Below are 7,760 nucleotides of genomic sequence, written 5' to 3'. Positions count from 1 at the left end.
TTCTTGGCGGGAGTGAAAAAGAGCGAATCTTACAGCTCACCTTCTTATTTTGAAAAAGTGTCGCGGTTAGTATATGAATTCGGCTATAAAAACAGGTGTCCGTTAATGGACGCCTGTTTTTCCTGCCGGATTCAGGCACCAATCAGCTTACGATAACGCTTAATCAGTTTCTTCAGCCGCACCCGGTCGAGTATCAAACTTAACAGCGGATTTAATACCGTTTCTTTTTTCGCACCATTACCCCAGCGGCGTAAATGGCGTTTGATTAATGCCATGGTAGCGACGCTGGCGATGGCCTTATCTTTCCATTCAATACGCGCTAACGGCAATTCAAACGCCGGGTTCTGCTGCCAGCGTTGCGGTAAATCCGGGCACACAGCCAGTGCACTGGCCATACCGACCAGCGCGACACCAGCATTAACAACCTGCTCTGCAGTGTGCAAACGGGTGATACCGCCGGTACTCATAACCGGCATATTGGCGACTGCCGCAATCTGTGCAGCGAATTCGAGAAAATACGCCTCGCGTGCCAGGGTGCGGCCATCGGCGGTACGCCCCTGCATTGCCGGTGCCTCGTAGCTGCCACCGGAAATTTCTATCGCATCCACATGCAGGTCGTTGAGCAGGGTGACTACGGCCTTGGCGTCGGCAATATCAAAACCGCCACGCTGAAAATCGGCGGAATTTAATTTAACCGCAACGGCAAATTCTGGTTTAACCGCAGCGCGGATACGGCGGGTAATTTCCAGTAATAAACGCGCACGGTTTTCCAGACTGCCGCCCCATTCATCCGTGCGCTGATTGGTCAGCGGTGATAAAAACTGGCTGAGTAAATAGCCATGTGCGGCATGAATTTCAACACCATCGAAACCGGCTTGTTCAGCCCGCTGCGCGGTGGTTACAAAACGGCTGATAACATCTTCAATCTCTGCTGCAGTCATCGCCTGCGGCCGGGCAAATAAATGCGAATGCTTGCCCAGGTCAACCGCGACCGCCGATGCCGATAATGCCTTACCACCCAGTGCGGCATACACCTGACGGCCCGGATGATTAATCTGCATCCAGATTTTTGCACCCTGTTCTTTCGCCGCCTTTGCCAGTGCAATAAAAGGTGCCAATGGCGTTTGCGCTTCCAGCGCCAGACCACCGGGGCCGGTCATCGCCAGCCGGTCGACCATCACGTTACCGGTAATGATCAGGCCGCTGCCGCCCTGCCCCCAGCGACGGTACAGGTGAGTAAGCGCCGCATCCGGCAGTAACTGCGCATCGCCCATATTTTCTTCCATCGCCGCTTTGGCAATACGGTTTATAAGCTCCTGGCCATTGGGCAGAGTCAGCGGGGTAAACACGGTTGAAGTCATAACTACTCCGGAACAATTTGTGTGAAGATTCGATAAACACGATGCTAAACTTAAAGTTAACTTTAAATTCAACTGGTTTTTTATGCCGTTTTCATCTGTCGATAAACCATCTGCTGCACTCCCCGACAAAGCGGATACCCGCTTAATGCGCATTGGTGAACTGGCCGCCCATAGCCAGACGCCAGCCTCCACTATCCGCTATTACGAGCAGCAAGGCCTGCTGACCGGAGTACAACGCACCGCTGGCGGCAGCCGCCGTTACGATGCCAGCGCACTGTTACGCCTGCAGATGATCCGCAGTCTGCAGAATATGGGCTTTGCTCTGGGGGATATTCCGGCGCTGCTGCGCGATGAACAACAAGGCGTCGATCATGAACGGGTGATGACCACCCTGAATGGCCGGCTGGAGGATATCGATACTTTATTAGCCAGCCTGCAACAGCAGCGCAATCAGTTGCATGCGCTGCGTTGCCTGCTGAAAAGCAGTTGGGATAAAGGCCAGTGCCTGAGTGATGAGCAAATCCTGACGCTGCGCGATCAATATCTGCAGCCGCCAGGCATGCCGGGCAATCAGGACTGATTCAGGCGCGCCACCGTGGCCGCCACATCCTCAGCGCTGTGGCGGATCTGCTCAATCACATCAGCCGCCTGCTGAATCTGTTCACCCACTTGCTGCGTCTGCTGCTGGGTTTTTTTCATCTGCTCCATCGCCGACCGGGTTAACGCCTCATTGGCTTTTACCATTTCGTCGATTTCCAGCGTCGAGCTGTTGGTACGCGATGCCAGACTGCGCACTTCATCGGCAACCACCGCAAAACCACGGCCATGTTCACCGGCGCGCGCTGCTTCAATCGCCGCATTAAGCGCCAGCAGGTTAGTCTGTTCCGCAATACTGCTGATGGTGGTGACGATGGCCGAAATTTCCGCCGATTTACTGCTCAGCTTGCTGATGCTCTGTGCCACATCCCCCACCTGATCAGCCACCTGGGCGGAAGCGGCCACACTGTTGCGCAACAGGCCACTGCCGTTCTGGGCCAGGTTAACGGTATCAGCCGAATTACTGCGTGCCAGCTCCGATGCCTCACGCACCTGCTCGGCCTGCAATACCCGCTCGGTAATATCGCTGGCGAACTTAACCACCTTAACCACCCGTTTTTGCGCATCAAAAATCGGGTTATAACTGGCTTCCAACCATACCGTACGGCCGCGTTTATCGCGTCGCTCGAATTTACCGGTCTGCACCCGTCCCTGCGCCAGTTTTTGCCAGAAATCCGGATGCTCGCGATAAAAACTGTCATCACAAAGAATCCGGTGCTGTTTGCCGCGCAATTCTTCCGGCCGGTAACCCATGGTGCGCAGAAAATTTTCATTAGCGTCGAGAATCGTACCATCCGGGGTAAATTCGATAATCGCCTGCGAGCGATCCAGCGCATCCATTACCGCTTCCTGGCGATGACGTTTTTCGGTATTGGCCGTTACGTTCTGAGCCAGTTTAATCACCCGCGTTACACGGCCATTTTGTTGTACCGGGAAATAGGTAGCGCGCAACCACAGGCGCTCACCCTGTTTATTAATCCGCGGAAAAGAGCCACTGGCAAATTGCCCGGCGGCGAGTTTTTTCCAGAAAGCACGGTAATCTTCTGAGGCCGCATAATCAGCACTGCAGAACAGACGGTGATGCTGACCCACCACCTCTTCACGGCGATACCCGACCACCGCCAGAAACAGGTCGTTTACATCCGTAATGGTGCCATCCGGGGCAAATTCGATCATTGCAGTATCCTGACGCAATGCCTGCTCCAACGCCTGAGCTTCGGCCAAGGCCCGTTCAAGCTGCTGAATTTTGTCTTTGCTGTTATCAAACCACATAGTCACTCCGGAATAAGTTCGCATACAGGGTATACGTGCTCTCAATCTAGCTGAGTCCTGCCCACCCGCCAGTGCCCGCTACACGCGACAGGTGCTATCTGTAATCGCTGTGGCTGTATCAGTGTCTGGGCATTGTGTTGCAGGCATAAAAAAGCCGCCGAAAAAGGCGGCGGCTTTAAGCAAAACAGCAGCAAAACAGCTGCGCTGCTTACTTTTTCAGCACCACGCGGTAACGCGGGCTGCCGTTTTCCAGACGGTCGATGGCCTTGTTCACATCCGCCATATCGAACACTTCTACTTTCGGTTCAATATGATGGCGGGCGGCAAATTCCAGCATCTGGGCAATGACCGCCGGGCTGCCAACCGGAGACGACGACACCGAACGCTGTCCGCCCATCAGCGAGAACACGCTCAGCTCAACCGGTTCCAGTACCGCACCCACCAGATGCAGGCGGCCTTTTGGACGCAGGGTGTTCACATACAAGCCCCAATCGAGCTTTACATTCACCGTCGACAGAATCAGATCGAAATAACCGGCGGAATCCTGCAGCGCCTGTGGATCACGGGAATCCAGCGTACGGTGCGCCCCCAGCTCCAGCGCTTCGGTACGCTTGGCTTCGGACGAGGTAAAGGCCGTTACTTCACAGCCCCAGGCGTTGAGGAATTGCAGCGCCATATGGCCCAGGCCACCAATGCCTACCACGCCCACGCGTGCGGTAGGTTTAATACCGAACTGCACAATCGGGTTAAATACCGTAACACCGCCACAGAACAACGGCCCAGCCACTTCGCTGCTGACGTTGTCCGGCAGCTTCACCACACTGGCCGACTGCGCCCGTACTTTGTCGGCAAAACCGCCGTGGCGGCCAACAATCGTACCGCGTGCGCCATCACACAGGTTGTGATCACCTTCCATACAGGTCTGACACTCATTGCAGTAACCCGAGTGCCAACCCAGGCCGACCCGATCGCCAACCTGCAATTTTTTCACATGCTCGCCCACCGCACTGATGCGGCCAGCCACTTCATGTCCCGGTACAAACGGATAACGGGTCATGCCCCATTCGTTATTCAGCATGCTCAGATCGCTGTGGCAGATGCCGCAGAAATCGACATCGATTTCCACATCATGAGCACCCAGCGGGCCCGGATCGTATTCAAACGGCTTGAGTTCACCACCCGGTTCGAAGGCTGCGTAGGCTTTGATCATGGTTGTTCTCCTGACATAAAAAATGGGCTTCGTCGTTACACGTAAGCAGGGGCTGGCGTGCAGTATTTACACGCCATTGTAGTGCCTGAGCATGGGGAGGTTATGCTTCAGACCAGCACCAGCTCAACACGGATATTACCGCGGGTAGCGTTAGAGTATGGACACACCTGGTGCGCCTTTTCCACCAATGTCTGAGCGGCGGCGTTATCCATGCCCGGCAGGCTGATGTGCAGCTCAACGTCGATGGCAAAACCCACGCCCTTATCATTAGGGCCAATGCCCACATGCGCGGTAATGGCGGTGTCGGCTGGCAACGCGGCTTTATCTTGCGCGGCGACAAACTTCAGCGCGCCGATAAAACAGGCAGAGTAGCCTGCGGCAAACAGCTGCTCCGGGTTTGTGCCATCACCACCGGCACCGCCCAGCGCTTTCGGCGTGCTGAGTTTTACATCCAGCGCCTGATCGGACGATACAGAACGGCCATCACGGCCGCCGGTTGAGGTTGCCTGAGCGGTATACAGAATTTCCATACGATTCTCCGTTTTCAGTTAGTCGTTGCCGGCACCGTCTGCTGCTGTTTGTTGCTGCCCGCTGCCGCCAATATATAGTTATCGCGATAACTATACGATTTTAAAAAATGGCCTTTAACGGCCAGAACGGAGAAAAGATTATCGCAACAATCTATTGCATGCAATATAAAATCATTCCCCCTGCAATGCGCGGCGCAACACATCCAGCCGCTCTTTCAGATCCATCAGCTCCGGAATAGCGGCATTGCAGTGGCTGGCGGCACAGGCATTCACCTGCAACGCCTTCTCGCGCAGGCTGCGGCCATGCTCACTGAGGCGGATCTCCAGCAGCCGCTCATCGGCGCTGCTGCGCGAACGGCTGATTAAGCCCTCAGCCTCCATCCGCTTGATCACCGGCGTTAACGCCCCCGGCTTCTGCCCCAGACGCGCGGCAATATCCTTCAGCCCCAGACCGTCCTGCTCCCACAGAATCAGCAACACCAGATACTGCGGATAGGTCAGCCCCAGCGGCTCCAGCAGGGGTTTATACACCTGGGTCATCGCCAGCGAGGTGGCGTACAGAGAGAAGCACAATTGCTTATCAAGCAGCAGCGGATTGGAATCGGACATAAAGGCTCGGGCCTGTGGTGATCAAAGATGACAATAAGGGAATGCTGCCATAAGCGGGCGTTGCGGAACAGTGTTGGTGGCAACGGCAGGCCCAATGTTGTGGGAGCGGATCTTATCCGCGACTTGTGGGAGCGACTTTCAGTCGCGATAGCCTACTCGCTCCCACGCTCTGCGTGGTAGTGCCTGCTGTGTTGCTGGCTCTGGAAATGATTGTGCTCCGAGTTGTTGCCGCTGCGCGGGCTGGCATTTTGAGCTACCGCCCGGCCTTATGACCTCTTTGAGGGGCCTTCCCCCTCAAAGAGGTCGGGCGTTTACTCCTGACGGTCATGGATGGCGGAAATGCAGATTGTGCAGGAGCACAAACCATCAATCACGCAAAGCCGAATATGAAACAGCCGCCGAATCGTAGGAGTGGATCTTATCCACGACAGACAAGAGCCTGTCATTCACACCCAAATGTAGGGTGGGCACTGCCCACCAAATAATCTGAAAGGAAAGCCACTGCTCAGCAATAGGTGGCGGATTTCCACTGTTGCCACTTGTAACCATTTTTATCAATTATTGAACCCATCCCAGAACTTCAGTACTCTTCAAACCAGCAGGGAAGCCGTATCCGCCGATATAACAACACCAGAACTCAGACCGTCAGGTCGGTTTATCTGACTCAGCACCGATACCCTCCCCGCCTGAAATCCGACTGTTTTATCACGCAATTCCTGCCCTGCGCTTACAAGGACGGGCGGCAGCGTGTGTGAAAGAAAATCAGCTGCTGTCTGTGACCGGAAGACACGGAAAACCTTCGACAGAAAAGTCTGTATATGCAAACAGAATATTTTCCGTTTGCCGGAATCTGATGCGCGTTTTCGCTCCTGTAGCAAAACGCGCATGCGCGAATTGATACCTTCAGCCCTGAAGATGCCTGAAAAATCAATCATTTAGGGTTTTACGAAAAGTGATAACGCGCAAAGTGTAAAGAACGGTTCAGGATAAAAGCGCGCATGCGCGTTTATATCCTGACAAGAAAGAGAATAACGATGATTTTTACAGCCCGGACAATGGGTTAGGCTGAAAATCTGAATAAGGGCTTAGGTGTGTTAATGAGCATGCCTACTAAGAAACTGTTGGACCTCATTTCGGTAATGCTATGAATCAAAAGTTATTTCTAACTACATCCAAGAATGTCGCTCGACGTCTCACCGAGCTTTTCGACTTTGTATGGCCTACAGCTGCGGCTATTTGGAACCTTAGGTGGCAAGTATCGGGACTAATGGCCGTCAATCCAGAACTAACGCATGATGAGCTGCAAGGGCGCTTTGTTGGCGGTAGCGGAATTCGAGGTGCGAATCTTCGCAAGGCCTGCATCGATAGTACCTGGGAAGATCAGCAGCAAGAATTCGCCAGATTTCTCCTTATTGAATTTTGCTCGCTCTATGAAGCGTGGTGTGAAGGCAGCCTCGCAGAGTTGGGGCAGGCTGCAACGCTTTCAAAGGACCTTCAATTCCCCTCTTCTACGACGAACGGTACGCAACGTGGAATTTCGCGTGCTACAGCCGTGATAAACGGTAGTCAATCTGCAATTCTGACTGCAGCGATTCATCAGTCACTGTTGTCCAATCGTAAGTATTCCCTGCCCCATTTGGAACAGTTACTCATTTGCTATAGGTATTTTAAGGAAGTACGCAACTCACTCGTTCACGGTGGTGGCAGTCCATCGACAAGTTTTATTAATGCCGAGGCTGCGTATGCAGCCCTTTCTACCACTGACCTAGGTGTGAAGGAAATCCCGGAATATCAACCATATACTCAGGGTTCGCCTATCGCCGTAAGCCTTCGCGGGGTCGTTGGTTTTGGAGACATCATCTTAAAGCTTGTGTGTACGTTGGATATCGAATTCTCGAAGTCAACTGCAGCAGAGGGTGTATTTATATCGCGGTGGAAATCGGTGCATGGGCAGTCGCCCGTGGTGATCGCGCAAAACCCTCATGATCGGGAGACCAGAATTCGCAAGTTGGTTCGTAAACTTAACCTTCCAAAGCCTGCAACTTCTGACGCGTTCTTGGCATGGCTGTCTGCCAATCGGCTCATTGTGTGAGCCGGGCCTAGTATCAACTTTGAACCGCGACAGTAGCTCCTAAATTCCATAGTACACCTCCTCTGGTGTTTTGTAGTTGAGTCGTTTTC

The 7,760-nt window shown here is 53.7% G+C and carries 7 protein-coding genes and 1 pseudogene; 2 read left to right on the top strand and 6 right to left on the bottom strand.

Annotated elements, in window-relative coordinates:
• Positions 1-131 precede the first annotated feature (131 nt).
• Positions 132-1,361 carry an NADH:flavin oxidoreductase/NADH oxidase family protein gene (locus NYR02_RS03035; RefSeq protein WP_260974922.1) on the bottom strand — a complete coding sequence of 410 codons (1,230 nt, stop codon included), beginning with the start codon at positions 1,359-1,361 and terminating at the stop codon, positions 132-134.
• A gap of 82 nt (positions 1,362-1,443) precedes the next feature.
• Here NYR02_RS03035 and NYR02_RS03030 point away from each other — a divergent pair, with 82 nt between their 5' ends.
• Complete coding sequence (locus NYR02_RS03030; protein ID WP_260974921.1) at positions 1,444-1,941, top strand: MerR family transcriptional regulator; 498 nt, start codon at positions 1,444-1,446, stop codon at positions 1,939-1,941.
• Between the two features lie 59 nt (positions 1,942-2,000).
• Here the strand turns inward: NYR02_RS03030 and NYR02_RS19395 are convergent.
• The 5 genes and pseudogenes from NYR02_RS19395 to NYR02_RS03000 form a co-directional block, all read right to left on the bottom strand.
• Positions 2,001-3,146: pseudogene (locus NYR02_RS19395) on the bottom strand (methyl-accepting chemotaxis protein); the annotation flags it as partial.
• A 292-nt stretch (positions 3,147-3,438) separates the two neighbouring features.
• Entirely contained in the window at positions 3,439-4,440 is a 1,002-nt protein-coding gene (ahr, locus tag NYR02_RS03015) for an NADPH-dependent aldehyde reductase Ahr (RefSeq protein WP_260974920.1), read from the bottom strand.
• Between the two features lie 107 nt (positions 4,441-4,547).
• Positions 4,548-4,970 carry an organic hydroperoxide resistance protein gene (locus tag NYR02_RS03010; RefSeq protein ID WP_260974919.1) on the bottom strand — a complete coding sequence of 141 codons (423 nt, stop codon included), beginning with the start codon at positions 4,968-4,970 and terminating at the stop codon, positions 4,548-4,550.
• Positions 4,971-5,141: 171 nt separating this feature from the next.
• Positions 5,142-5,579: a MarR family winged helix-turn-helix transcriptional regulator gene (locus NYR02_RS03005; protein WP_145471108.1), complete on the bottom strand. Its 438-nt coding sequence runs from the start codon at positions 5,577-5,579 to the stop codon at positions 5,142-5,144.
• Between the two features lie 590 nt (positions 5,580-6,169).
• Positions 6,170-6,514 (bottom strand): hypothetical protein, encoded by a 345-nt coding sequence (locus NYR02_RS03000; protein WP_260974918.1) that lies wholly within the window; start codon positions 6,512-6,514, stop codon positions 6,170-6,172.
• A 209-nt stretch (positions 6,515-6,723) separates the two neighbouring features.
• Between NYR02_RS03000 and NYR02_RS02995 the strand changes: the two genes are divergently transcribed.
• Complete coding sequence (locus NYR02_RS02995) at positions 6,724-7,671, top strand: hypothetical protein (protein WP_260974917.1); 948 nt, start codon at positions 6,724-6,726, stop codon at positions 7,669-7,671.
• Positions 7,672-7,760 lie beyond the last annotated feature (89 nt).

It is taken from the genome of Thalassolituus pacificus (assembly GCF_025318105.1).
In the GTDB taxonomy this organism is placed as follows: Bacteria; Pseudomonadota; Gammaproteobacteria; order Pseudomonadales; family Oceanobacteraceae; genus Venatoribacter; species Venatoribacter pacificus.
Note: the sequence above shows the minus strand (reverse complement) of the source record. Positions and strands in the feature narration are given on the sequence as shown.